Here is a 23940-nt window from a genome sequence, read left to right on the forward strand (position 1 = left end):
ATTATAAATCTTTATGAGTAAAGGACCTTTTACCCGAAGAAAAATCTGCAGCTATATGACCATCACCTTCTAGAAAATATTTATAAGTAACCAAGCCCTCTAGTCCAACAGGTCCTCTTGGGGGTAATGTTTGTGTGCTTATACCAACCTCGGCACCAAAACCATAGCGAAATCCATCTGCAAAACGAGTTGAACAGTTGTGATAAACACCTGCACTATCGACACAAGACAAGAATCTCTTGGCTGTATTTTTGTTTCTAGAGGCAATAGCATCTGTATGCCTAGACCCATACTTACGTATATGAGTTATTGCCTCATCTAGATTAGATACAACTTTTATAGAAAGCTTTAATTCAAGATATTCAGTCGACCAATCTTCTTCAGTCGCAAGATTTGGTATTCCATATGAGTGAGACAAACTATCTCCTAAGAGCGTCACTCCTAAATTTTGAAAGGCCGGTAAGGCTATCTCTAAAAAGGAATCTGCTATACCTTTATGTAAAAGCAATGTTTCAATAGAGTTACAAGCAGCTGGATATTGACATTTACTATCAATAGCAATATCTAATGCCTGCCTTAAATCAACATCTGAATCAATATATAAATGACATATTCCATCTGCATGGCCTAAAACAGGAATCCTTGTATTGTCTTGTATAAACTTTACAAGCTCATTACTTCCTCTGGGTATGATTAGATCAACAATTCCTTCTAGGCGAAGCAGACTCAAGCTTTCTTGACGGGTTGTCAGTAAGCATAAAGATTCTGGTTGTACATCTGAATTCTTCAGTCCAAGCTTTAGAGCATTAATTATCGCCTCATTTGTATTTTTAGCCTCACTACCTCCCTTAAGGATGGCACCATTGCCAGATCTTACAGCAAGTGCTGCAATTTGAATCGCTGCATCCGGACGAGATTCAAAAATCACTCCAAGCACACCTAAAGGTACGGTAGTCCTATATAGAGTTAGTCCTTTGTCTAGCTCTCGACTTAGTTGACATAGTCCTAATGGATCTGGCAAGGATGCTACTTGTCTAACGCCTTGAATAGCAACATCAAGTTTTTCATGATCCATTTTCAATCTTGCTAATAAAGGTTTACTAAGACCAGATTGCTCTGATCTAGAAAAGTCTTCTTTGTTAGCCTCGGTTATTTGCCTTGTATTAGAAGCCAGAGCATCTGCCATTGCCATTAAGGCACCTTGTCGTTGGTCATTAGTACATTGAGCCAAAGTTATAGAGGCATTTCGTAAATCAATAGAACGTTTGATTAAATCGTTCGATGGGTATGGGACTGATGTGTTCTTTTCCATTAATTCTTAATGTCCTGTATTTATACTGCCTTAGAAATTGTAAGGAAAGTGACAATTATAAAAGTCATTAATACATAAAGCAAAATAGTGACGTGTCAATTATGAGAATAAAAAATAGAAGCATCTTCAATTAGTGAAAAAGAAGGCTTAGCAATAAGTGATATTGTCCTATGCAGCCTAGCTTCAAGCCATTTAGCCAAAGGTACATCTATCCATCCAGGCCATAAAGCACAAGAAATAACCTTCTTATCACAATCATCTAAAATTCCTGGTATAGCAACAGTAACGAAACCTCTTAGCGAATTTTCGTCTATAGATTCAATGATTTCACTTAGAAATATGGTGAAAGCACCAGGTGATTGGGGGGGTGAAAAAACATAGTCTTTTTGATCACATTCAACCTCAGAATGAAAAAGATATGTCTTAATAAAAGAAAAGCCAACATCAATTCCAACATGTGAATGTGGATCCATTGTTCAATTTAATACCTCAAAAATAACTGTAATTGACTCTGCCAATTTCCATTATTATCTATTGCCCCTGATACTCCAACACTTGGGTTGAATTGATATGTGATAGTGCCCTGAGGGGGGATATCCTTTCTATTTGGTGTTGTTTGAATAGAGAAATTAATTTTTTCAGATAAGTCAAGTCCAATCTCCGCTATCCAAGCTTGTTGAGGTGATAAATTTTCCTGCTCAGAATCACTATTAGTTAATTCATTATCTTCAACGACATCACCTTCAGTATCAAAGTTCTCCTTGCCTGCAACAAAGGCAGGGTATAGAGAAAGTTGTATTCTGTCGCTGAAAGCATCACTTAAATTACCTAAGGCAGGAGTCAAGAATGATCTATTCAATAAATCTACTAACACTTCTCTTTCACTACCAGTCATGAGCATTGTCAATGAGTTCCCTCCAATAAGATCAAGTAACTGATTTCTTGGCAATGCAGGAGTACTTCGCAATTGGAAGCTCTCTGATACACGATCAGCAGGACCAGTTGCTATTAATTTAATTTTTACAAATCTTGAGCCACCTATGCCTATAGAACCCGAGCCATTTTTAGCGAAATCATTGGTAGTTTCCAATTGGCTTGGATCTTGAATAACATCAGGTACTTTTGTAGATAATGTTATATCTAAGTATGGAATTAAACCCATTGACGGAGCAAATAAAGCAATGTTTGGTTCACTCTTATCAAGGTCAAACGTTGTAGTGAAAAGATTAACTCTCCCTTTCGTAAGTCGGACAAGGCCACGTAAATCCAAGCTTTCATTTAACGGTCCATCAAGAACCAAAGTCCCTGAAGCATTAAAACTGGCAATTGGTTGATAAGCAATTCGTAAGTCTGGCCCTAAACGCAGTCGCAAGGAGTCGAAACCTATAAAAGATAATTGTCTAGGCAATCCAGATTTAAGAATTTTACTTGCTGAAGAATTCTGGTCCTGAATAAATAAAGGCAGAGGTCTTTTATAGTCCCAACTTTGTTCTGGAAAAGTTCTTGGTGGAAATCGATTCTGGTTAGAAGGAACTCCTTGTCGACTATTGTTTATGGCCTTATTTTGACGAGGATTAGAACGTCTAGCTGATATAGATCCTTGATTAATAATTGTCTCCCCCCCCAGCAATGGTTTAACAACTGATCCGGTTAGATTAAGCTTAGAGGATATATTAAAAGTAGTAGAATCTTGACTAATTTCTATATTGCTAGCTTCAACATAAAGGCTCTTTTCATCATTTAAACTGTCACGAAACAAAGAGATTCTACCATTAGAGTTTATTATTCCCTCTTCCCCAATATTTGCTTGTAGATTGTGAACATACGCTTCATCAAAGTCAAAAAGAATTTTAGTTTCAAAGTTCCTTAGCTTCATATCATTTACAGTAAAGGAGGCATTTTTTATATCTAAGTATCCATTAGCAATAGGTTTCTTCAAAGTGCCTTTAATTAACAACTTAAGGTCGGCATCACCTGCATCCCAAGAAAAAGCCTTGTTAGACAAACCATCCAAGAAAGAAAGTCCATCTCCATGACTTTGAATATTTAGATCGAATGGTGCATTGGATGACAGAGGAACTTGTCCAGAAATCAAGATAGGGTTTGTTGATTTCCTTTCCTTAAAGGATATATTTGTCTTCAAATATGACTTTGTAATATAGATTTCACCTTTCTTTAAGGTGATTTCCTTCTCTAAAATACGAGCATCTTTCAAGACAAGTTCAGTATCTAATTCAGGAAAATTATTCTTGAAATTATATTTACCAGTGACACCAAACATTCCCGTCACGGAAGAAGGTGAGCTAAAGAACAAAGACAAAATTGAAATAGGTAGATTTAGAAATGAAAACTCCCCATTTTCTTTTAAGGATAATGATTTAAATGTTGCAGTAAAAGGCTTTATGGCTACTGGATTAATGTTATTACCTCTAGTCCATACCTTACCTGAAGCCATAATATCAAGTTTCAAATCCGACATCCCACTACCCTCGAGATGGGCCTCTCCATCTATGCTCCCAGAAAGATCAGAAGGGGTAATAATTCTCTTCGTAACATTGTTCCTCTTGTATTTTTCGACAAATACACGTGAAAAATCCCAATTAGACATCTGATCATCTAATGATTCTTTAGGAGAAAGAAGAGATAGCCCAGTCAAATCATCAGCTGAGCCACGAGCAAGTCTTGGTTTCAAATTAAATTGAGAAATTTTCAAACTGCTATCTGCCAACCACTGAGGAGTAATTCCTTTAGCGATGGCTTTCAATTTAAAGAACCCACCAATGCTGCCATTAGCGTTAAATAATATTTCACCTGTATCTGACGGGACAATCTGACCACTTATAGAATATTTATTCATGGAATAACTACCATTAATCGTTACCTCCTTTAAATTGACTCCGAGTAATCTAGGGAATCGGTATAATATTGAACCGTCAACAATCAATGGTGATGTTTTAATAGTTCCTTTTCCAGCTAATTCTCCAAAAGTACGTTTAAAGCTTTTCTCAGGAGGCAGTGATAGTTCAATGCGATCAAGCCTGAAATCATCAAGATCCCATCCATAACCTTCATTGGTTTGCATTAGAGAAAATTTGCCACTCAATCTATTCAAATCAAAAGATTGTAAAGACCAATTTTTGTTTAATTTGGCCTCAAGTATGCCAGGCACTGCTCCCTCAACAGAAGACATCTTGAGAGTGCCGCCACCAGTTGGCAAGCCAATAAAATCTCCTTGCCACTTTTCTTGAAGCCTTACCGGGCCAAACTGGGGATTATTTAATTGAACAAAAAGGTTAGTAGTAAGAGAAGAAAGTGGCCCAGATATAGTGCCATTGGATGAAAGAGTACCAGCTAGATTAGTCCCAATTATTGATTCCAAAGATGATAATGGAAGTGCTTTAAGACTTAGCTCTGCATTTAATTCACCAAGAGACAAGAGTTGATCATCAAACAATAAAGGCAACGAAGCATTCACATCCAAAACGGAATTAGTCGCATCCCTTGGACGTAAAGACGAGAATAGTGTCATGTTATATAATGATTTGTTTTTAATAGGCATATTCGCACTTACGTCAACTTTCCAGCGGCCATAATTCAAAGCAGTTTTTGGTATAATCACTACATTATTCCTACAATTAATAGAAGTAGTTTTTGAAAAAAGAGTTTGCGGCTCAGGAGAACGTCTAGTCACATTCAAGTTCTCCAATAGGATCCCACCTTGACAATGAATATCAGAATCCTTCATGCCTAATTTTAGATTTGCATTTACTTTCCCTTTAGTAATTAAATCGGATCCACTAAAGAAGATTGACTGAAAATTATCTAAGTTTAAATTATTAACTTTAGCTCTACCTTTAAAATCAAGCACATCCCAGCGAGTATTTCCTCTTATAGATAACGAGCCATTATCAACAAAAAACAATGCAAAATATCCACTAACTTTTTTACTTGAGAGATCGAAAGATGCTCTTGCACTAGCCTTAATTTCATCCTTTGATGAATCCAAAATTAAACTTGATGAATCATCCAATCTGATCCTCAAATTTAACTTTGGTGGACTACCATCTTTTTGCTGACCTAATATCCAATATTTACCATTCTCATTGGCTTTCAAATTAATTCTTGCCTCTTTTGGACTTAATATCAAAACAGGCTTCCACTTCAAGAAGCTAGCAAATGGAGCAAATTGGATTTTTAAGCCTTGAAAAGTTGCTGTAGATGCGTCTTGAGAACCCTCCAAAAGCTTAGATCTTCCTACAGCAAAGCCCCATGGTCTCAAGCCTTGATACGGTCCTATTAAAGCAGGATGGCCTAATTGCTTGGATAATTTCTTTTCAAAATCAGGCCTAGAGGTTTCAATGTATTTTGTTAAATACTTATCAGTTGAACTATAAATCGTGTAGCCACCAAGAATCAACAAAGACCCTAAGAGTCCCCATTGTCTGATTTTCTTGAGTTTAAATGTCACTCCTTTAGAACTTTGTGTCTTTTAGGGAGCAGACGAACTATAAGGAGTGAATGAAGTCTTAACCAGTAAATGTCAATTTCTCAATTTCTACCAGAGGCAATTAAATGGCTTGCTTGGCTTGGTCTAGCCTTCGGACTGTTCACAATAATTGCCTTTCTCTTTAGTTTTGGAGTGAGGTTTCGCCTATTAGGAGCAACAATATTCACACTATTACTCTCTGGTAGTTGCTGGGCCTTTAAAGAAAGCTATAACCCTCCCGTAACAATTGAAGGCGCTCTATATGTTCCTGTTGTTTATGATAACGGCTCAAATCTTGTTGTAGCACAAGCGCCAGAAGATTTTCCAAAAGAAGCAATTGCACCATCTTTGGAACAGATTGCAAAGAATCTAAAAGGTGGCGGCAGGAATGGGGCCAAAGTAAAAATACGGATTCGTAAAATAGAGAGCAAAGCCAATGGGATAAGCACGCCGATTGTTTTAGGAGAAGCAATAAAAGATTCAAGCACTAACAAACTATTACCTATAGAACAAAAGATTTTAATTAAACAAACCCAAAAAGAAGACCTAGGCAATACAAGTATGAATGTATTAAAATCAAATGACGATGAAGAGATGAATTTGGATTTGGATTTAGCTCAAAATAGAATTCAACTTACAGAGGAAGAAATTTAATGCTGGGGTATTAATATAAAATAAGCGAATAAAGATTCCTAACGCTGAGCCATTTAAAGTAATGTTTAATTTAAAATATAAAAAATTCTAATAAAGATGAGATATTTAATTACATTATTTCTACTAACCCTCTCTTCAATCGAGATAGCATATAGTCAATCTACATTACTAGAAAATGTGAAAAGGAATCCTAAAGAAGCTATAGCATTTTGTAGGAAATTTGAATCACTCAACTCTAAAGGAATTTCATCCTTTTCTAACGAAGTAATGGATGAAATCAGTCTTACGAAAAACCTAAGTTCAAATGATGCCCAAATCCTAACTATCTACATAATTGGAATGCATTGTCCAGAAATATATTAATTGAACAATGTCGAATAAAATTACATTTAAAGATAAGACTCTAAAACTTAGAGATGGAATAAAGCTTCGAGCAAAGCTCTGGATCCCACATGGGAAAGGCCCTTGGCCAGCTCTTGTCATGAGACAACCTTATGGGATGGATATAGCATCAACTGTTACCTATGCCCATCCATCATGGTGGGCTAATAATGGTTACCTGGTAGTTATTCAAGATGTTCGTGGGCAAGGAGAATCAGAAGGTGTGTTCAAAGGATTTAACCAAGAAAGAGCTGATACAACAGAAACTCATAAATGGGTGCGAGAACTCCCCGAATGCAATGGACTTTTAGGCACGTTTGGTTTTTCATATCAAGGTCTTACACAACTTTTAGCTGAGCCAGGCACTCCTCCTCCAGAATGTCTTGCACCAGCAATGACAGGAATCAATGAAAGAGATCATTGGTGCTCAGAAGGTGGAGCATATTGGTGGCATATAGGTATATCTTGGGGGCTCCAATTAGCAGCACAGAAACTTCGCAAATCTAATAACTTAAAGGGATGGGAAGAAATAAGGGAGAGTATCGAATCCAAAAGCTATCTACGATATGGAAAAGAGCTTTTGAAAAAATATGATTCAAAGGGGATGGCCTATCAATGGCTAAAAGCTTCAAGCCAAGGAAATAATCAATGGATGGTTCATAAACCTTTAGATAGCTGGATAAAACAACCAATACTTTTAATTGGTGGTTGGTGGGACCCACACTTAAATGGAATTATAGAAATTTATAAAAGATCGATTGAAGCAGGAGGCGATCCTGAGATTCATATAGGACCTGCAACTCATCTTCAATGGTGGGAAGGATCAAATCAGTTGCAATTAGAATTTTTCAACCGTCACTTAAAAAAATCTCACACTTTGAAAGATAAGCCTCATATAAACTTATGGAATTTAACCAACAAAAGCTGGGATGCAAAATCAAAAGCAGAAGAAATCTTCTCTACCCCAGAGCAATGGTCTGCTCAAAGTAATGGACTTGCATGTGCATCAACTAAAGAAGGAAAACTAGTAAGCAATAGAATAGGCAAAGGAAATATAATACTAGTCCACGACCCATGGAGACCTGTACCAGCAATAGGAGGTCACTTAAGTCCTACTCCTGGCGAAATTAACAGAGAACAAATTGATACCCGGGGTGATGTGGCAACATTTACAACTGATATATTTAATAAAGAAAAGTTTATAAATGGTCATCCAATATTTGAATTAGAAGCAAATTCAAATACCAAAGGCTTCGATTTGTTCATTTCTTTGTCGATAATATATAAATATGATTCTTCAGTAAACCAACTTTCGACGGGGGTTTGTCGAATATTAGGAAAAGATGCAAAGATCAAAACGAAAAGACAAGTAATCCTTCAGCCAATTCATGCTGTATTTCCTAAGGGTTCACAAATGCGTATATCAATATCTGGTTCAGCATGGCCAGCAATTGCTATCAACCCTGGTTTGGCAGAAAAGCAATGTGAGGCACCAAGTCCTAATTGCCTAATAACAACAATTTTTTTAGATCTCTCTAAATCAAAGCTGAAGCTCAATCATATTTTTGACAAATAAATTCCCAATACCACCTTCGATCAGATAAGCTCCAGAGTCTATATCCTTATTCGTTATGTCAGCCGGCATTAGTATTGACTGGATGGTAGACGAAGGGAAAAAGCTTGCAGAATGCAAGAATGATAATCCATTAGGAATACTTGGTCCTCAACCTTTTGAAGCGAAATGGGCCCTTAGAGTATGGATGCCAGAAGCTGATCAAGTCACACTAATTTTAAACAATCAAGAAATTCCTTTAACAAATCCAAATCACCCTTGGGTTTTCGAAACATTGCTTGAAGAAAATCCTGGAAGCAATTATGAGGTAAAAGTTGAAAGAGGAGGTATCACACATTCTCAAAAGGATCCTTGGGCTTTTAGACACGAATGGATGGGAGAGATTGACAGGCATCTCTTTGCAGAAGGTAATCATCATCACATCTGGAGAAGGATGGGTGCTCACTCAACAACATTGGAAGGAATAGAAGGGGTAATATTTTGCCTTTGGGCCCCTAACGCACGAAGTGTTTCAGTTATAGGAGACTTAAATTCATGGGATGGCAGGCATCATCCAATGCAACGCCGACTCGGTGGTATTTGGGAACTATTTATACCAGGCTTGAAAACAGGAGATTTATATAAATATGAAATTCGTTCACAAGAAGGCCATTGTTATCAAAAGGCTGATCCTTATGGCTTCCAACATGAAGTTAGGCCTGCGCAAAGCTCAGTTATATCTTCTCTTGATCAATTCAACTGGAAAGATAAAAAATGGATGGATAAAAGAGACAAGACTGATCAACTTAACAAGCCAATATCTGTTTACGAAGCTCATTTAGGAAGTTGGAAGCATGCTTCAGTCAATGAGCCTTTTATTGATAAGAACTCAAACCCCAGAGAACCAGTACCTGCAGCAGACCTAAAACCAGGGAGCAGGTTCCTAACATACACAGAATTAACAGAACAACTTATTCCCTATGTAAAAGCTAGGGGTTTTACTCATATTGAATTAATGCCAATCTCAGAACATCCTTTTGATGGCTCTTGGGGGTATCAAGTAACAGGTTGGTATGCACCTACAAGTAGATATGGCTCACCAGATGAATTTCGCGCCTTTGTAGATAAATGTCATTCAGAAGGTATTGGAGTGATTCTTGACTGGGTACCAGGACATTTTCCCAAAGACGAACATGGCCTAGCATTCTTTGATGGTTCTCATCTATATGAGCACTCTGATCCTCGTATAGGCGAGCATAAAGAATGGGGTACGTTAATCTTTAATTACAGTCGTAATGAGGTCAGAAACTTTCTTGTAGCAAATCTGATTTACTGGTTCGAACAATTTCATATAGATGGCATAAGAGTTGATGCTGTAGCTTCAATGCTTTATAAGGACTATCTAAGACCAGAGGGCGAATGGATACCCAATGAAGATGGAGGAAATGAAAACTTCGAGGCAGTTAATTTTTTACAACAAGCAAATCATGTTCTCTTTCAACATTTCCCAGGAGCACTATCAATAGCGGAAGAATCAACTACTTGGTCAGGAGTTACTAAGCCCACAGACATGGGTGGACTTGGATTTAACCTAAAATGGAATATGGGTTGGATGCACGATATGCTCGATTATTTTGAAATAGATCCTTGGTTTAGACAATTTCATCAAAATAATGTCACTTTTTCAATTTGTTATAACTACACAGAAAATTTCATGCTTTCTCTTAGTCATGACGAAGTTGTTCATGGGAAAAGCCATCTTCTTCATAAAATGCCAGGTGATGACTGGAAGAAATATGCCAATACCAGGGCATTACTCGCATACATGTGGACGCATCCTGGCAAAAAAACAATATTTATGGGTATGGAATTTGGCCAACGCCAAGAATGGAATGTATGGGACGATCTTCAGTGGGATTTATTAGAATACGATCCTCATAGAGGCATTAGAAATCTAATAGATGATCTTAATTTATTATATAAATCTCAACCAGCATTATGGAGAGATGACTTCAAGGAATATGGATTCCAATGGATTGATTGCAAAGATAATAGCAACTCTGTTATTAGTTTTATGAGGAGAGAAAACTCAACAGGGCAATGGCTTATCATAGTTGCTAACTTTACTCCAGAGACTCATTCCAACTATAGAGTTGGTGTGCCTATGGAAGGATATTACGAAGAAATATTCAATACTGACTCAGATAAGTATGGCGGATCAAATGTTGGAAACCTAGGAGGAAAGCAAAGTGAGCAATGGAATATACATGATTATGAAAATGCCATTGAATTATCCTTACCTCCTTTAAGCGTCATTGTTTTTAAACATACAAAAAAACAACAACAAAAACAGCTTCGATGACTCCCTCAAAATATATAAATCATGCAAGAAAGACCAAAAGGTGTGAAGAAGATGACCTTTAATCACTTTTCTTTAACTTTTAGAGCTGGCTGTAAAGTAAGTTTTGGGACTAACAATATCAAAGATGACTGACTCTCTTCCATTGTTGCTCCGTGCTGCTCGGGGTGAATCAGTAAGCAGACCTCCTGTGTGGATGATGCGTCAAGCAGGAAGGTACATGAAAGTCTATAGAGACCTAAGGGATAGGCACCCTAGCTTTAGGGAGAGATCGGAAAACCCTGATCTATCATATGAAATATCAATGCAACCTTTTCGTGAGTTCAAGCCAGATGGAGTAATACTCTTTTCAGACATCTTGACTCCACTTCCAGGAATGGGTATAGATTTCGACATCGTGGAAAGTAAAGGTCCAATAATTAACGACCCAATACGTAATAAAGACCAAATCAATTCATTGAAACCCCTTGAACCAGAAGTTAATCTTCCATTTGTAGGAGAGGTATTAGGAAGGTTGCGAGAAAGTGTTAAAAATCAAGCTGCTGTTCTAGGTTTCGTTGGCGCTCCATGGACCCTTGCTGCATATGTAGTTGAAGGAAAAAGCAGCAAAAACTATTCGATAATAAAAGCAATGGCATTTCAACAGCCAGAACTTTTACATGAATTATTAACTCATTTTGCAAAATCTATTGCCACTTATTTGAGATATCAAATTGACTCAGGAGCACAAGTTGTTCAAATGTTTGACTCTTGGGCTGGACAATTAAGCCCAATAGACTATGACACTTTTGCAGCTCCTTATCAAAAAATGGTTATAGAGCTTGTCAAGCAAACGCATCCTGATACACCAATGATCCTATATATTTCTGGTAGTGCTGGTGTTCTTGAAAGGATGGCGGCCACTGGAGTTGACATAATTTCTTTAGATTGGACTGTAGACATGGCAGATGGGTTATCTCGACTACCTACAAATATAGGCATACAAGGCAACGTAGATCCTGGTCTGCTTTTTGGATCCCCAGATATCATTCGCAAAAGAATTGTTGATACAGTGTTGAAAGCAAAAGGACGCCGTCACATATTAAATCTCGGCCATGGGATACTTCCAGGTACCCCCGAAGAAAATGCAAGAGTATTCTTTGAAGCTGGGAAAAATGTAAATGAATTAATATCGAAGATTTGAAAGAAACTAAGATTCTAATTACTGGAGCAAGTGGTTGCGTAGGCCAATATGTCTGTAATTGGCTTTTAAAAAATACACAAGCTGAATTACTTTTATGGCTAAGGGATCCAACTAAACTATCAGCTATAAATCCTAAGGACTCAAGAATTAAGCTATTAATAGGAGATTTAAGAAATCCTGAGATTTTCTCGACTTATTTAGCTCAAGCAACACATGTTGTTCATACAGCAACCGCATGGGGAGATGTAAAAAGAGCAAATGAAGTAAATTTAATTGCCGTTAATAAACTTATCTCATATCTCAATCCAGATGTTCTTCAAAAATTTATCTATTTTTCGACAGCTAGTATATTAAACAAAAAACTTGAGCCACTAAATGAAGCAAGCAAATTTGGAACGGAGTATATACAAACTAAAGCAAGATGTCTAGAACAACTAGAAGAAAACTACTTATCTAATAAAATAATTGCTGTTTTCCCAACCCTTGTATTTGGTGGCAAATTTGATAGCTCAGGAATATTCCCTGCCAGTTATTTAACTCAAGGTCTGAAAGAAGCCGTTAATTGGCTTTGGCTCGCAAAATGGTTTAAAGCCTATTCAAGATTTCATTTCATCCATGCTGAGGATATTGCATTTATATGTGGTCAATTATTGAAAGATGAATCATTGCACTCATCAAATGAAAATGGGAAAAGCATTAAAAAATTTGTTCTTGGTCAACCCTATTTGTCAATAGATCAGGCAATTTACACATTATTAAAATGGAGAGGGCAAAAAAGAGTATTTTCGTTCCCTTTATGGGCATGGTTAATTGAATTATTGGTTGGTGTACTACCTCTTAAAATTACAAGCTGGGATCGTTTCAGTATCAAACAACGGCATTTTATTCACGAACCAGTTACTAGTCCTGAGGACTTTGGTGGAAAAAGTTTTGCAAAGTCATTAGATGAAATCCTTATGCATTCCGGATTACCAAAAGAAAAAAACCGATTTTAAGGTAATATAGTTATAGAGATGAAAAACCACATGTTTTCAATGATTCGATCGTTAATTGCAGCAAGCTTCGCTTTCCTTTTAGCACTTGTGTTTGGAGTAAGTTCAGTTCAAGCTAAAACAGTCGAAGTTAAGCTTGGAACAGATGCAGGAATGCTTGCTTTCGAACCCAGTTCAGTGACTATATCCACTGGTGATTCAGTCAAGTTTATAAACAATAAGCTTGCTCCTCACAATGCAGTATTTGAAGGTCATGAAGAATTAAGTCATCCTGACCTTGCTTTTGCGCCTGGTGAATCATGGGAAGAGACATTCTCAACAGCAGGTACCTACAACTATTATTGCGAGCCACATAGAGGCGCCGGAATGGTAGGCAAGGTTGTTGTTAATTAATTAATTTCAAATACCATAAAGAAGCTGGTTAATTTCTATTAACCAGTTTTTTTATGCAAAATCAACGTAATGACTTTTCAACCAATAAATTCTTGAATAACAGCATTTAAGTCTGAAAGGCAATTGTTTATATATTCGTAAAGAAAACCGAACTAATAGAAGTTTTCCGATCAATACGTATCGGTTTACCCAATATATAAATTCTATCAAACGAAGATAATCAGATTAAACATGTATTTTATATTATGATTGAAATAAAAACAGAGAATTTTACAGATTCAGCTTGGGCTTGTATAGTTTCTGCCCAAGATAAAGCTATAGGATCCTTTCATCAATATATTGAGACTGAGCATCTATTATCAGCAATACTTTCAACAAGTGAGCTCGCCAGTAAAATTATAGGGATAACTTCTACAAAGAAATTAATTGAAGCAATAAGTGATTTTATAAAGTCCCAACCAAGGATGAAAGATAAGCCTAAGGAGTTATTTATTGGGAAAGCACTTCAAAAAACAATGAATATTGCTAACGAAATAAAAGTATCCTTCAAAGATGATTTCATATCAATAGAGCATCTAGTACTTTCTCTATTAAAAGATGATAGATGTTGCAAAAACATGTTCGCTAATGAAAAAATAGATGAAAATCATTTAGTAGAAAAAATTCATGAGATCAGGGGAGAACATAAAGTGACTACAAAAAACCCTGAAAACAATTATGAATCCCTTAAAAAGTATGGACGAGATTTAACAAAGGAAGCAAGAGAAGGATCACTAGATCCTGTAATAGGAAGAGATGAGGAGATTCGTCGCACAATACAAATACTAAGCAGAAGAACAAAAAACAATCCTGTACTTATAGGAGAACCTGGGGTTGGCAAAACTGCAATAGTTGAAGGGTTAGCGCAAAGAATAATAAACAAAGACATCCCATCTGCCTTGCAAAATCGTCAAATCATCTCCCTTGACATGGGTTCACTTATTGCAGGAGCAAAATACAGAGGGGAATTTGAAGAGAGATTAAAAGCCGTTTTAAAAGAGGTAACTTCATCTCAAGGACAAATTATTTTGTTTATCGATGAAATTCATACAGTTGTAGGAGCTGGTGCAACTGGGGGTTCTATGGATGCCAGCAATCTTCTAAAGCCAATGCTTGCAAGAGGAGAACTTAGATGCATAGGAGCAACAACAATCTCAGAGCATCGTGAACACATTGAAAAAGACGCAGCTTTAGAAAGACGCTTCCAACAAGTACTTATAAATGAACCTTCAATTGAAGACACAATTTCTATACTTAGAGGCCTTAAAGAAAGGTATGAAGTTCATCATGGAGTAAGAATCTCAGACAATGCTCTTGTTGCAGCTGCAGTTTTGAGTAATAGGTATATATCAGAAAGATTTCTACCTGACAAAGCTATTGATCTGATAGACGAATCTGCCTCAAAATTAAAAATGGAGATTACTTCTAAACCAGAAGAAGTTGATGAGATAGATAGAAAAATAATTCAATTACAAATGGAAAAGCTCTCTCTAAATAGAGAATATGATTCGACAAGTAAAAACAAACTTATTGAGATAGAGGAAGATTTAGAGGGCTTAATCAAAGCACAGGATTCTTTAACGAAGCAATGGCAAAAAGAGAAGGCCTCTATAAAGGCCCTTTCAGAAATTAAGGAGGAAATAGAGAGAGTTCAACTTCAAATAGATAAAGCAAAAAGGAATTACGATTTAAATTGTGCAGCAGAACTTGAGTATGGGAAATTAAGTTCCCTACAAAAGAAATTAAATCAAACAGAAACTAATTTACTTGCTGATGATAATAATAGAGGGAGGAAATCTCTACTCAGGGAAGAAGTAACAGAAAACGATATAGCTGAGGTTATAGCAAAATGGACTTCAATCCCTGTTACAAAACTCACCACTTCTGAATCACTAAAACTATTAAATCTTGAAGAGACTTTGAATCTAACTGTCATAGGACAAGAGGAAGCTGTAAGAGTAACTTCAAACGCAATTCATCGCTCAAGAACAGGTGTTGGAGATCCTGAAAAACCAATAGCAAGTTTCTTATTTCTTGGGCCCACAGGCGTAGGAAAAACACAATTATCTAAATCATTGGCTTTTGAATTGTTTGATAGCAAAAAAGCAATAATTCGAATTGACATGTCTGAATATATGGAAAAGCATTCAGTAAGTAGACTAATTGGAGCTCCTCCTGGATATATTGGTTACGAATCAGGAGGTCAATTATCTGAAGCTGTTAGAAAAAACCCTTATTCAGTAATCTTATTTGATGAAATTGAAAAAGCACATGGAGATGTTTTAAATATACTTCTACAAATTCTAGATGAAGGGAGGGTTACTGATAACCAAGGCAAAGTAATAAATTTTAGAAATACAATAATTATCCTTACAAGCAATATTGGAAGTCAAGAAATATTAGAAATGCAAGAAAACAAAAAACAATCAATTGAACTAGAAAGAGCAATAAGATCAAGATTGAAAAAGTCATTTAAACCTGAGTTTCTGAACCGATTAGACGAGCAAATTATATTTAAAAGTCTAAACAGAGAAGATCTATTTAAGATTGTGGAATTACAGTTAAAAAGAATAGTCAAAAGATTAAGTAAGCTTGACTTGAATTTAACCTTCTCAGAGGAATCTGTATATTGGATTAGCAAAAAAGGCTATGATAATATTTACGGAGCAAGGCCTGTTAAACGTGTTATTCAAACAGAAGTAGAAAATCGTCTGGCTAAAATACTACTTAGAAACAAAGCTATAGCTAATAATACAATTAGAATAGATGTAATAAATAATAAGCTAACTCTTATATAAAAACTAATTTTTATATCGTAGCTCTTAAGAAGGCAAGATATCTAGACTGAATCTATAGCCCTGTTGACGAACTGTTGTTATACCTCCACCATCACCAAGACCAGCTTGTTCTAGTTTTCTTCTTAATGTAAGCACTTGAGTATCCACTGACCTTGGTCCCCCACTAAATGGTGGCCAAGCCATTCTCAAAAGTTCATGTCTGCTACGAACCATTCCTGGGGGCATGAGCAAAGCACATAGAAGTGCGAATTCCCTAGGGCTAAGCTCAACGGGCTTTTCTCTTAATGTCACTTGTCTAAGCAACAAATGAACCTCTAAGGGGCCAACTGTTACTCGTTCTTGAAGACCTATACGTCCTCTCTTTAATAGAGTTCTACAGCGTGCAGCCAACTCTTCAAGGCCAAATGGCTTCCTCATAACATCATCAGCACCATCATCCAAAAGGCCAACCAATGTTTCTACTCCTGTCCTGGCTGTAAGTACCATTACTGGGCAGCCTAATTGTTGACCTAAATTTAAAGCAGAACTTTTTTCTAGCAATTCTGCACTTACTAAAAGATCAGGAGATTGATCTCTACATAAATCAATAGCTTCAACAACTGAACCTACCGCCGCGGCTAGATGTCCATCTTGTCTAAGTCTCTGAACAAGAACTGTCCTTAGTGTGGGATGAGGTTCTACTACAAGAATTCGTGAAGGGCTCTGTGCAGTTGGCTGGAGGGGATTAGCAGCTAATGAGGGCTGCGCACTTTGCTCATCAGAAAGTAGATCTGGAGTTAATGTCACAGGCCAAAATGAATTTGAATTAAGATAACGAATTAAGCGTCCAACTGTAAGAAATACCTAAATATCATCGCAAAATGACATTACAAGAATTTCAGGACCCTGCATCTATAAGACATTTTCAGTCAATATGTGATGCATGTCAGGAACTTATTAACAGTTTTCATACACCTACAGAATTGAAATTCTATACGGATGGGTACTTACACGCCTTAAGAAAAGCAAGAAGTATTCCCCTGAAAGACCAAGAAACACTAGAAAAGCTTGTGGAGAGATGGGTTCTTGATCCCTCAAGCTTCATAGGGCCAGATGGTGATATGAATAACCTCTATCACCCAAAACAGAAGTGATTTACTTAAGAAGCTAGAGCAATTTCAATCTTTTCTCTTAACTCTCCAGAGTTATACATTTCAATCAAAATATCAGATCCTCCTAAAAACTCCCCCTTCAAATAGACCTGAGGGATAGTTGGCCAATTTGAATATTCTTTTATTCCTTGTCTGATTTCACTATCAGAAAGAACATCAAAAGTTTCAAATTGAATGCCAAGCGAAGTTAAAATCTGTACTACATTATTTGAGAAGCCACATTGAGGCATCAATTTATTACCCTTCATAAATACCATTACTGGATTTGAATTGATTAATTCTTCAATTCTTGAAGGTGTGTCCATATTCATGAAAATCATCCAGGTGTAGAGGTTTTCAAAGCCAATGCATGAATGGCTTCACTGGCAAGCTCTTTTTGAAGAGCTTTATAGATCATTTGATGTTGCTGGACTCTAGATAATCCTACAAAAGCCGATGAAACAACATCAACTTGCAAATGATCTCCACCCCCACTTATATCCTCTACTCTAACTTGAGCATCTGGGATAGAGTCTTGGATAGAAGAAACTAATTCGTCAGGGTCAACCATAAAAAAATCATACCTCCTAATAAAAATTAAAATCAACTATTAATTAAAATCATCTTTTTGATCGACGAAAAGGAGTGTCAACAAATCCCAATTCGAAAAGAGCTTTATAAGCCTGCTGCCCTTCTGTACTAATTGGATTAGAGACACTGCTAACAACCTCAACCAACAAAGGGACTGCTAATGCTGGTTGATTAGTTTTTCTAAAAAGAGTTGCCAGTTTTAGATTGGCCTTTGCTTTTAATAAAAGGACCTTTCGACTATTAGAGTCCATTTCCCTAGGTATACGAGCATCAAAACCTTTAAAAGAACCACTTAAAGCACCATAAAAACCTAGCAACAAATCCCCCATTTCTCTTGCCTTGTCATACTTTTTTCTGGCCCGATCAAAGTCTTTTTTTAAAAAATAAGCATCTCCATCACTAATAATTTTCTCAATTGCAGTAACAGACAATCCAATTTCTTCTTTTGCTAAAACCCTATATTGATCTGAAGAAGGTTCTTTTGCAAAAGCTGGAGTGTTTATAAAAAAGCATCCTGCACTAAGAGCAAAAACAGTAAAAGGGATGCGCCAACTCATCGTAATAAAAACAAATTTACTTAAGACTTTATATGGATTAGGAAAATCGGCCAACTGCTAAAAGGGCTTCTTTCTCAGCTCTATACATTTTTTCTGAAAGTTCTAAATCAAATTGTTTAGAGGCTTGCTTACCACTTTCAGATATTTTTATAGGTTTTCCAAAGCAAATAGCAGCTCTTCCTAGAAACCTTGGATTAAGATCGCTATAACCAAGACCAACTGGTACCACTTGAACATTAACACCATTTCTATGAGCAAGTTGAGATAACCTAATTAAACCTTTTTCAATTTTTATAGACTTTCTATTTAAGTTGATTTGCCCTTCTGGGAAAACAACTAACTGTTTTCCTGCAACTAATAAATCGACAGAATACCTAAGTGAAAGCAATGAAGGTTTAAGTTTATCCACAGGAAAACAGCCTAGTCGATTTAAAAACCAACCTTGAAGACCTTGCATTTCTGACAACGTAACCATAAAACGACAATCTCGTTTTGTTACTCTGCGGCCAGCCGCCATGGTAAGCATAAGAGCATCCCAACGTGAACGATGAGTAGGTGCAAGTACAACTGGACCAACAGAAGGTAAGTTTTCCTTTCCTAGTACAATCCTTTCTTTAAAATAGTTGTTTAAAACTATGTCCTGTGTAACTATCATCGCAAGTTTTCCCAAAAAGGGATTTACACCTCTACATAAATCTGCTTCTCGTTTAACAAGCGCCAAGGAAAAGTGAACTATTTAAAAATTTAATAAGAACTTAGCCTTCAAAAGTATCTTTTTTCTTAGTGCATTGGGCAGTTAAGTCAGCGGCTAATAGCTTTGGAACCCGTATCGCAATAAAATTACTAGTAAATAGCTCTTCTAAATGGCAAGTCTTGGTGTAAATATTGACCACATTGCAAATGTGCGTCAAGCCCGTCTTACAAATGAACCTGATCCTGTTCAAATGGCGTATTTGGCAGAACTAGGTGGTGCCGATGGCATAACAGTTCATTTAAGAGAAGATAGAAGGCATATTCAAGAAAGAGATTTGCAATTGTTAAGGCAAACAATCAAAACACGCTTAAATCTTGAAATGGCCGCAACTGAAGAAATGCTTGATATTGCATTACAAATTAAACCTGATATGATCACATTTGTACCAGAAAGAAGAGAAGAAATAACCACTGAAGGAGGATTGGATGTTCAAAAAAATAAATCAAAAATAAAACCTTTTATAGATAGATCTCAATCAGCAGGAATTCCAGTAAGCCTTTTTGTGGATCCAACACCTATACAACTTGAAGCATCATCAGATCTTACTGTTCGTTGGGTTGAGCTACATACAGGTTCTTATGCCACATCAACATGGAATAATCAGGCAGTTGAATTTTCAAAAGTTAAAGAAAGTGTAAACAAAGCAAGACATTTAGGTTTACGTGTAAATGCTGGCCATGGATTAACTTATCAAAATATAGAGCCAATTGCTTCTATTAAAGGAATAGAAGAACTGAATATTGGTCACACAATAATTTCAAGAGCATTAGCAATTGGTCTAAAAAAGGCGGTTAGAGAAATGAAAGATATGATAGTAAATCCACGTAAGGAACCTTTTTTTGCGTCTTAGCAAAGATTTTCATTAAAATTCCAAACCTTGTTAACTGTTTACAGAAGCAATAGATCCGAATGGTTAGCTGAGTTGCTTGCTGAACAGCTCAGGGTTAATCCTCCAGGGCCTTTAGAGACCGTAGAGGTGATGGTAAACACATGGTCTACAAGTAGATGGCTATCTGAAAAAATTGCAACTGTTAATGGAATATGTGCGGAAGTTGATTTTCCTTTCCCTAATACATATTTACGGAAGCTTATACAACTCTACCTAGGGTTAGAATTATCAACTGAAGATCCATGGCAAAAAAATAAGCTTGCATGGTCAATAATCGATGTCCTTCCAGAGCTTCTTAAGAACCAAGAGGCAAGTTATCTTTTAAATTGGATCAATACTGATTTTTCAGATTCAGGCATACTTAATAAAAAGCAGTGGAAGTTAGCTAATAAATTAGCAACAACATTTAATGATTATATTTTATATAGACCTAGATTGATTTCTGAATGGTGGAATATAGGCGATTTAACTGACAAATCAAAATACAACATAAACAACCCAGAAATTAGATGGCAGCTAATACTATTTAATTTACTAAGAAACAAGATTAAATCAGAACCATTCAATATACAGGTTAACAAGGCCATAAAAGCTCTTAAGCGTAAAGATAGCTCTAGGAATAAACTCCCAGTTCAATTGCATGTTTTTGGTATAAGCAGTATGGCGCCTATTCAGATAGAACTTATACAGGCATTTTCTTCTATTTTAGACGTTAAAATGTTTATAACAACACCATGCCAGGACCTATGGAAACGTTGTAGGGATAGAAGAGAAACTCTTGGAGATGATTGGGAAGACCCTGTTGATGGATTTTGGTTATTAAAAGCACCCAGAATTGAAGCAACTCTTGGACGAATGGGAGCAGAGTTTCAGCAATTACTTGAGGGGAGTGGAGAATATCAATTAGGTGAATGGAATGAACAAGATTTATTTTCCATGCCTGTAAAAATTGCATTAAACAATTCACGTACACCATCTCTAATAGAGCAATTACAAGAAAGTTTGTTGGACAGTAATACAACAAATCAATTGAATAGAAATCTTGATGATGATTCGCTCGTGTTCTTGCGTGCTCCTGGAGCAAGAAGGCAAGTACAACTAATTCGTGATCAAATAATCCAGTGGTTTGCTGCAGATAACAACTTACAACCCAAAGACATCATAATTATGACTCCTGAAATTGAAAAGATAGCTCCACTAATAGCTTCTATCTTCAATGATGTCTCAGCAACAGGAGTTAATATTCCTTGGACAATTACTGATCGCACCCAACATCAAAAGCCAGGTCCAGTTCAATTCATCCTAGAGATTATTGAGATAGCTTCAACTGGACTCACATCAATTAATTTAGAACACCTACTTAGATACAAATTTCTCAAAGATCGATATGGCCTGGATTACGAAGATATAGAGAAAATGATAGAGAGTTTAAATAGAACAGGCTTTCGAGGGGGAATTGACGAAAATGATCGCAATGGTGATGAAACACATAGCTTAAAATGGTGTCTAGAAAGATGGTTGCTAGGAATAGTTATTTCTAAAGGGAGTGCTATAGCTAGCCAAGGAATAGCACCCTTTTCAGAGAATCGATCTGTAAATGAAATTAGCAACTGGCTAATATTGCTAACAAAAATCAACAAGTACTTACAAAAGATAAGGGTGGCTAAAGATTGTAAAAGCTGGGTTGAATTACTAAAAAGAATCCAAATTGATTTCTCTCATCAAGAGACTTCCTTATCATGGGAGCTCGAATTGTTTAATTTACATATTGACGACTGGTTAAAGATTGCAGGCGATAGCTCTTTAAAACTAGAGCCATCCGTTGTATGGGAAATTCTCAAAGAATATTGCTCTCTTGAAAGCGGGAGGTTTGGTCATAGAAGTGGCAAAATCACAATAAGCGCGTTAGAGCCCATGAGAGCAATCCCTCATAAAATAATTATCCTTATGGGACTTGAGAATTCAAATTATCCTCACCATGAAGATCATCCTAGCTTCAATTTATTGACAAAAGAACGTCTACTTGGAGACCCTAAAAGCAGTGACAAGGATCGCTATGTGCTCCTAGAATCATTAATTTCATGTCGTGAGAAATTATTAATAGCCTGGAATTATAGAGATGAAAAGACAGGAGAGGAACTTGAAGCGCCTGGACCAATTCATCAATTAATTGAATACATTAGAGGCGAGTTGAATGAAAACACAATACCTGGCCTGATAAGAACAGCCCCACCAAACCCTCTGAGCAAAGAGAATTTTGTTTCTAATGATTTTCAACCACCAATTAGCTGTGACATTCGCAACTTAAAAGCACGAACATTACTCGATAAAGAATCTAGTCCAAAGGCTTTAGCACTTGGACTGCCAATAAAATGGAGTGAGAATCACACAAACAAAAGCAAAGGAATTCCAAATCAAACAATTAAAAGCTGGTTAACAGCTCCACAACTAACTTGGCTTAATCAATTTAACTTAAAGCCAAGAAATGAAATGTATACAATAGATAGCCTAGAGCCTATTCATCTAGAGGAACTACAAAGATTTAATCTGCTGAAAAAGCAGTTTTTATATGCAAAAGAAATACTAATAAAACAAAAAGATATCTCTGCATTCAACGAAAAAATCGATTGGCAAATAAAACTAATGGGACAAGGCATACTCCCGCCAAGAGCAGCCGCAGAAACAGAGTGTGAGATTTTACAAGCCAGGTGGGAAAGTCTATCGGTTAATATAAAAACAATGGGTCAATTAGAGGAGAAACAATTATCTATTGGAGAAGAGACCATAAAGGTGCTTTATGCAGGAATAAACTCAATAGTTATTGATATAGGGAAATTAAAGGCCAAAACAATTATGACAGCATGGCTACAACATCTACAAGTTTGTGCTTATAGTGATAATACATCTAAAACATATATTTTATCTAGAGCTAATACACCAAAGAAGCGAGATCAATATCACTTATCTGCACATTTCGCCAAAATAGATAAACAGGAAGCAAGAAACTATCTTAAGGACATCTACTCAATTGTAGATCAAGGACTAGAGCAATGTTGGCCTATACCACCAGAAAGTGGTTGGGCCCTATCTAAAGCAAAATATGAAAATAGAAGCAATGCTAAAGGAATATTCAAAAGAGTCTGGACTGGTGACTTTAAGAGGGTAGGCGAACGAGAAAAAGAAGAAATGCGAATTTCCTTCGGAGAAGATTGTAATTCAGAAATATTTTTTGGGAATAAAATATTTGAAGATTGCTTAAAGACACTTTATGGTCCTTTATTAAATAGTCTTATTATATAAAATACACCTTATGAATTCATCCAAGAAGTCACTTCTCAAAAGCTCTTCTAAGTTTAACTTAGTAAAATCATATCTAGGCAATAACAAATTTATAAAAAGCAGCCCCGGTGCATACTTGATATTCATTCAAATACTTGTTATATCAGCCCATTTAATTCCAAAATGGCCCTCATTAGAAAATTGGCCATTCATTTTAAAGTTATTGGCAATTATTATATTGATTAAAGGTATTTATCAAGTAATATATGCAATACTAGATCTAGGCAAATGCTTTAGTATAAGTCCATATCCTAATAAAAATTCTATTTTAGTAACCTATGGAGGTTATCATAAGTGTAGACATCCTATTTACAATGGTATTTGCCTGATATCATGTAGTATTTTTATATTTAATGGAAGTATTATACATTTATTTTTATTCTCTTTGTTAAGCATTATCCTCATAAAGAAAGCAAGATTAGAAGAAGTTAGGTTGAAGTTAATCCATGATCAATACACAAGCTATATGAAGGATACACCAGCAATATTTAACCGAATAAAATACTTTGATTGGAGAGATTGAAAGATGGA

General features: G+C 36.2%; 20 protein-coding genes. 12 read left to right on the forward strand and 8 right to left on the reverse strand.

The genetic code is table 11. The features are described 5' to 3' along the window. Position 1: 1 nt before the first annotated feature. The 3 genes from EV07_RS05060 to EV07_RS05070 form a co-directional block, all read right to left on the reverse strand. Complete coding sequence (locus EV07_RS05060; RefSeq protein ID WP_036917890.1) at positions 2-1312, reverse strand: glutamate-5-semialdehyde dehydrogenase; 1311 nt, start codon at positions 1310-1312, stop codon at positions 2-4. A gap of 95 nt (positions 1313-1407) precedes the next feature. Further along, entirely contained in the window at positions 1408-1785 is a 378-nt protein-coding gene (locus tag EV07_RS05065) for an ROK family protein (RefSeq protein ID WP_036917892.1), read from the reverse strand. 8 nt (positions 1786-1793) lie between these two features. After that, positions 1794-5780, reverse strand: coding sequence for a translocation/assembly module TamB domain-containing protein (locus tag EV07_RS05070; RefSeq protein WP_036917894.1), 3987 nt, complete (start codon positions 5778-5780; stop codon positions 1794-1796). A 69-nt stretch (positions 5781-5849) separates the two neighbouring features. Here EV07_RS05070 and EV07_RS05075 point away from each other — a divergent pair, with 69 nt between their 5' ends. The 8 genes from EV07_RS05075 (at position 5850) to clpB (ending at position 16149) form a co-directional block, all read left to right on the forward strand. Further along, entirely contained in the window at positions 5850-6452 is a 603-nt protein-coding gene (locus EV07_RS05075; protein ID WP_072013324.1) for a Ycf51 family protein, read from the forward strand. Between the two features lie 177 nt (positions 6453-6629). Then, positions 6630-6815 (forward strand): hypothetical protein, encoded by a 186-nt coding sequence (locus EV07_RS05080; protein ID WP_241433997.1) that lies wholly within the window; start codon positions 6630-6632, stop codon positions 6813-6815. A 7-nt stretch (positions 6816-6822) separates the two neighbouring features. Then, positions 6823-8409: a CocE/NonD family hydrolase gene (locus EV07_RS05085; RefSeq protein ID WP_036917897.1), complete on the forward strand. Its 1587-nt coding sequence runs from the start codon at positions 6823-6825 to the stop codon at positions 8407-8409. Positions 8410-8464: 55 nt separating this feature from the next. Continuing rightward, positions 8465-10747, forward strand: a complete 2283-nt coding sequence (gene glgB / locus EV07_RS05090) for a 1,4-alpha-glucan branching protein GlgB (RefSeq protein ID WP_036917898.1) — start codon at positions 8465-8467, stop codon at positions 10745-10747. Positions 10748-10871: 124 nt separating this feature from the next. Then, a complete protein-coding gene (hemE, locus tag EV07_RS05095; RefSeq protein ID WP_036917899.1) occupies positions 10872-11927 on the forward strand; it encodes a uroporphyrinogen decarboxylase in 1056 nt (351 codons plus the stop codon). After that, positions 11924-12922 (forward strand): NAD-dependent epimerase/dehydratase family protein, encoded by a 999-nt coding sequence (locus EV07_RS05100; RefSeq protein WP_036917901.1) that lies wholly within the window; start codon positions 11924-11926, stop codon positions 12920-12922. The genes hemE and EV07_RS05100 overlap by 4 nt, the downstream gene beginning before the upstream one ends. A gap of 39 nt (positions 12923-12961) precedes the next feature. Continuing rightward, positions 12962-13312 (forward strand): plastocyanin, encoded by a 351-nt coding sequence (gene petE, locus EV07_RS05105; protein ID WP_036917902.1) that lies wholly within the window; start codon positions 12962-12964, stop codon positions 13310-13312. Positions 13313-13560: 248 nt separating this feature from the next. Continuing rightward, positions 13561-16149, forward strand: coding sequence for an ATP-dependent chaperone ClpB (gene clpB / locus EV07_RS05110; RefSeq protein WP_081936960.1), 2589 nt, complete (start codon positions 13561-13563; stop codon positions 16147-16149). Positions 16150-16173: 24 nt separating this feature from the next. On the opposite strand, the gene EV07_RS05115 is transcribed toward clpB, so the two are convergent. Further along, positions 16174-16935, reverse strand: coding sequence for a response regulator transcription factor (locus EV07_RS05115; protein WP_036917904.1), 762 nt, complete (start codon positions 16933-16935; stop codon positions 16174-16176). A 74-nt stretch (positions 16936-17009) separates the two neighbouring features. Here EV07_RS05115 and EV07_RS05120 point away from each other — a divergent pair, with 74 nt between their 5' ends. Continuing rightward, positions 17010-17282 carry a DUF6761 family protein gene (locus EV07_RS05120; protein ID WP_036917906.1) on the forward strand — a complete coding sequence of 91 codons (273 nt, stop codon included), beginning with the start codon at positions 17010-17012 and terminating at the stop codon, positions 17280-17282. 5 nt (positions 17283-17287) lie between these two features. Here the strand turns inward: EV07_RS05120 and grxD are convergent, their stop codons facing one another. From grxD to EV07_RS05140, 4 genes are read right to left on the reverse strand one after another with little or no spacing between them, the layout of a single operon-like run. Further along, positions 17288-17611: a Grx4 family monothiol glutaredoxin gene (grxD, locus tag EV07_RS05125; RefSeq protein ID WP_036918300.1), complete on the reverse strand. Its 324-nt coding sequence runs from the start codon at positions 17609-17611 to the stop codon at positions 17288-17290. Between the two features lie 5 nt (positions 17612-17616). After that, a complete protein-coding gene (locus tag EV07_RS05130) occupies positions 17617-17850 on the reverse strand; it encodes a BolA family protein (RefSeq protein WP_036918302.1) in 234 nt (77 codons plus the stop codon). A gap of 49 nt (positions 17851-17899) precedes the next feature. Next, positions 17900-18481, reverse strand: a complete 582-nt coding sequence (locus EV07_RS05135) for a hypothetical protein (protein ID WP_241433998.1) — start codon at positions 18479-18481, stop codon at positions 17900-17902. Further along, positions 18465-19148: a lysophospholipid acyltransferase family protein gene (locus EV07_RS05140; protein ID WP_036917910.1), complete on the reverse strand. Its 684-nt coding sequence runs from the start codon at positions 19146-19148 to the stop codon at positions 18465-18467. The genes EV07_RS05135 and EV07_RS05140 overlap by 17 nt, the downstream gene beginning before the upstream one ends. Before the next feature lie 142 nt (positions 19149-19290). Here EV07_RS05140 and EV07_RS05145 point away from each other — a divergent pair, with 142 nt between their 5' ends. The 3 genes from EV07_RS05145 to EV07_RS10195 are packed head-to-tail and all read left to right on the forward strand — an operon-like array spanning position 19291 to position 23932. Further along, the gene (locus EV07_RS05145) at positions 19291-20031 is read left to right on the forward strand and encodes a pyridoxine 5'-phosphate synthase (protein ID WP_036917912.1); all 741 of its coding nucleotides are present in this window, start codon (positions 19291-19293) and stop codon (positions 20029-20031) included. A 27-nt stretch (positions 20032-20058) separates the two neighbouring features. Continuing rightward, positions 20059-23370: an exodeoxyribonuclease V subunit gamma gene (locus EV07_RS05150; RefSeq protein ID WP_036917913.1), complete on the forward strand. Its 3312-nt coding sequence runs from the start codon at positions 20059-20061 to the stop codon at positions 23368-23370. Positions 23371-23380: 10 nt separating this feature from the next. Further along, positions 23381-23932, forward strand: coding sequence for a methyltransferase family protein (locus EV07_RS10195; RefSeq protein WP_036917915.1), 552 nt, complete (start codon positions 23381-23383; stop codon positions 23930-23932). The last annotated feature ends 8 nt before the right edge of the window (positions 23933-23940 follow it).

The organism is Prochlorococcus sp. MIT 0603 (assembly GCF_000760215.1).
Lineage (GTDB): Bacteria > Cyanobacteriota > Cyanobacteriia > PCC-6307 > Cyanobiaceae > Prochlorococcus_E.

Coding starts and splice junctions, on each gene's coding strand:
- EV07_RS05060 (WP_036917890.1), bottom strand. CDS start 1,312: ATGGAAAAGAACACATCAGTCCCATACCCATCGAACGATTTAATCAAA.
- EV07_RS05065 (WP_036917892.1), bottom strand. CDS start 1,785: ATGGATCCACATTCACATGTTGGAATTGATGTTGGCTTTTCTTTTATT.
- EV07_RS05075 (WP_072013324.1), top strand. CDS start 5,850: ATGTCAATTTCTCAATTTCTACCAGAGGCAATTAAATGGCTTGCTTGG.
- EV07_RS05085 (WP_036917897.1), top strand. CDS start 6,823: ATGTCGAATAAAATTACATTTAAAGATAAGACTCTAAAACTTAGAGAT.
- glgB (WP_036917898.1), top strand. CDS start 8,465: ATGTCAGCCGGCATTAGTATTGACTGGATGGTAGACGAAGGGAAAAAG.
- hemE (WP_036917899.1), top strand. CDS start 10,872: ATGACTGACTCTCTTCCATTGTTGCTCCGTGCTGCTCGGGGTGAATCA.
- petE (WP_036917902.1), top strand. CDS start 12,962: ATGATTCGATCGTTAATTGCAGCAAGCTTCGCTTTCCTTTTAGCACTT.
- EV07_RS05120 (WP_036917906.1), top strand. CDS start 17,010: ATGACATTACAAGAATTTCAGGACCCTGCATCTATAAGACATTTTCAG.
- grxD (WP_036918300.1), bottom strand. CDS start 17,611: ATGAATATGGACACACCTTCAAGAATTGAAGAATTAATCAATTCAAAT.
- EV07_RS05130 (WP_036918302.1), bottom strand. CDS start 17,850: ATGGTTGACCCTGACGAATTAGTTTCTTCTATCCAAGACTCTATCCCA.
- EV07_RS05145 (WP_036917912.1), top strand. CDS start 19,291: ATGGCAAGTCTTGGTGTAAATATTGACCACATTGCAAATGTGCGTCAA.
- EV07_RS10195 (WP_036917915.1), top strand. CDS start 23,381: ATGAATTCATCCAAGAAGTCACTTCTCAAAAGCTCTTCTAAGTTTAAC.